Source organism: Kitasatospora sp. NPDC093558, assembly GCF_040683475.1.
Lineage (GTDB): Bacteria > Actinomycetota > Actinomycetes > Streptomycetales > Streptomycetaceae > Kitasatospora.
Genome location: NZ_JBFBDY010000748.1, coordinates 1 through 2762 on the forward strand (window position 1 = coordinate 1; position 2762 = coordinate 2762).

The 2762-nt window shown below is 76.4% G+C and carries 2 protein-coding genes; both read right to left on the reverse strand.

The window, feature by feature from the left end; translation table 11 throughout:
* Positions 1-1196: hypothetical protein (locus tag AB0O00_RS34650; protein ID WP_363658629.1), on the reverse strand; the 1196-nt coding region annotated here is incomplete at its 3' end.
* A 266-nt stretch (positions 1197-1462) separates the two neighbouring features.
* On the reverse strand, positions 1463-2762 hold a 1300-nt coding region (locus AB0O00_RS34655; RefSeq protein ID WP_363658631.1), incomplete at its 5' end, for an SUKH-4 family immunity protein.

Here is a 2762-nt window from a genome sequence, read left to right on the forward strand (position 1 = left end):
GCGGGCGCAGCGTCGGCGGGAGCGGCGTCGGCCGGGGCCGGGGCCGGAGCCGGAGCGGCGACCTGGGCGGACGGCAGGCGCAGGACCGCCGTCTGCTTCTCCCGGCCCGCGACGTTCGGCTTGCGCAGGTCGGGCACCGGGAGCTCGCCGGTGTCGGCCTCCGAGTCCGCGGGTTCGACAGCGCCGTCGGGGTGGGCATCGGCGTCGGCATCGCTGACGGCATCGGCGACGGCATCCGCAGGAACATCCGCAGGCGCAGCGTCCTCGACAGCGCCCACCGCTGCGTCAACCGCCGCGGCCGCGACCGCGGGCTCGATCTGGCCGACCGCCGCCCCGGTGAGCGAGGCCAGCGTGGCCTTGATGTGGTCGAGGTGCTGCTGCACCGTCTCCAGCCGGGTCGCGAACTCGGCCTGCTCCCGCTCGGTCGCCGCGTTGAGCTTCTCGGCCTCCCGGCGGGCCTGCTCGACCGTCCGGTCGGCCTTGGCCTGGGCCTCGGTCTCCAGCTGCTTGATCTGGCCGAGCACGGTCTCCCGGTGCTGCTCGGCCTCCTTGACCCGGCGCTCGGCGGTCGCCGCGACCTCGGCGTCCTCCGCGTCGGCCTGGGCCTGGGCCTCGGCGAAGGCCTCGTCGGCGCTGCGCCGCCGGTCGGCGAGCTCGGCCTCGGCCTGCTCACTGGCCTCGGCGGCGGCGACGCGCACCTTGGCGGCGTAGGCGGTGGCGGCGTCCCGGGCGGCCCGGTTGTCGCGGTCGGCGTCGCCGCGAATCGTTTCGGCCTCGGCGCGCGTGCGCTCCTCGGTGCGGCGGGCGGCCTGGTCGGCCTCGCTGCGGGTGGTGGCCGCGAACTCGTTGGCGGCGTGGTCGGCGGCCTGCCCGGCCTCGTAGACCTCGTCGCGCAGGTCCTCGGCGAAGCGCTCGGCCTTCTCCCGGACGGCCGTGGCCTCGGTCTCCGCCATGACGGCGAGGCCGGCGGCCTCCTCGCTCAGCAGCGTGTAGTCGGGCGCGGGGGCGTCCTCCGCGGCCAGGCGGACCTCCGCCAGCCTGCCCTCCATCTGCCGGATCCCGGCGCCGAGGACGCTGAGCCGCTCCCAGGCCTCGTCGCGCTGCGCGGTGAGCGCGGCCAGGGCGCGGTCGACCTGTTCGGGCGCGTAACCACGCCGGGCCGGGGTGAAGCCGTACTGGGGGACGGCATCGCTCATGGGCTCTTCCCCTCGTGTCGCGGGCTGCGGAGCCCATGATCGGACGGAACGGACGGCTCCGGGACCGGTTCGGCGACCGGGTCCGGATTCGCCCGTCGGGCGGATCGAGATAGGTCGAGGACCGGACGAACAGACCGATCCTCTTGACCTATTTTGCGCAGATCCGGACGAAACCCCAACGAGGCACCGCCGCGACGGCACGCCGAAGGGGCCGTTCCGGACACCGGAACGACCCCTCCCCACCTGCGAGGATCCGGGACGGTCCGCTACAGCAGGCCGTCCCAGAACTGCTCCAGCAGCACGGCCCACCAGGTGTCCGCGTTCTGCAGGGCCGCCGGGTCGATCGCGGCGAGCTCCGCCTGGAAGTCGGCCGTCCAGTGTCCGGCCTGCTCCGGCGTGAGCCCGTACCGCAGCCGCCACATGCGGCCCAGCAGGGCCAGCGAGCGGACGAACTCCGGTACACCGGTGTTGACGAACCGGGGCGGCTGACCGGTTCCGTCGACGTCCACCGCGACCACGTTCGCGGTGCCGTACTGGACGCACAGCTGGCGGCCGTAGTCGTTGCCGAGCACCAGGTAGCCGCCGAAGTCCGGGCCCTGCGCCAGGCCGCGCTCGGCGGCCAGCTCGGCGAGCGTCGGGATCGGCCGGCCGTCCTGCGCCTGCGCCCAGAAGAACGGTCCGAAGTCGCGCGGCAGCCCGGCCCACATCAGGGTCTGGGCGACCGGCTCCGGCACGCCCTGGCGGGAGACCGCGCGCTGCTCGAAACGGAAGACGTTCGGCCCGAAGTGCAGCCCGAGCTCCTGCGCCAACTGCTGCGGCGGGATCGGCGGCAGCACCGCGACGCTGCCCGGGGCCGGCGGCGGCACCCGGAACGGGCGGACCCGCTGCGGGCCCGACGCCAGCTGGTGCAGCTCGTCCAGGTGGTCGAGCAGCTCGGCCATCCCCGCCTGCCGGGACGCGTGGTCGCGCCCGTAGGAGGCGGTGTGGGTGAGCCGGACGTTCGGCCAGGACGCGGCGATCATGCGGTTGCAGTAGCCGCCCGGCAGTTCGCAGGACTCCAGCTCGGTGTAGAGCTCCAGCACCTGGTCCGGCGGCACGTTGAGCCGGCGCAGGTCCTGGAGGATCTTCCACTCCGGGTGCGGGGTGCCGGGCTCGCTGCGGTGCAGCAGCTTCTGCTCGGAGCCGTCCGGGCCGCGGTAGCTGAGCGCGGCGAAGTAGCCGGGGCCGACCGTCGGCACGCCCGGCGGCACCGGGGCGGCCTGCGGCGCGCCGGGCACCGGCGCCGGGGCGGCGGCGCCGCCCGCGTTCGGGTAGCCGTAGCCCGCGGGCCCGGCCGGAGCCGCCGGACCGCCGGGCGGCGGCGGGACGGCGGGACCGCCGGACGGCGGGGTGCCCGGGTCCGCCGGGCCGGCGCCCAGCAGCGCCGGGTCGATCGCGCTCGCCAGCTGGGTCGCCTCGTACGCGATCCCGGCCGCGGGCGCACCGGGCGCCGGCGTGCCGCCGGCGGGCGTGCCCTGGGCGGGCGCGGGGGCCGGGGCGGCCTGTGGTGCGCCGCCGCGCAGGCCC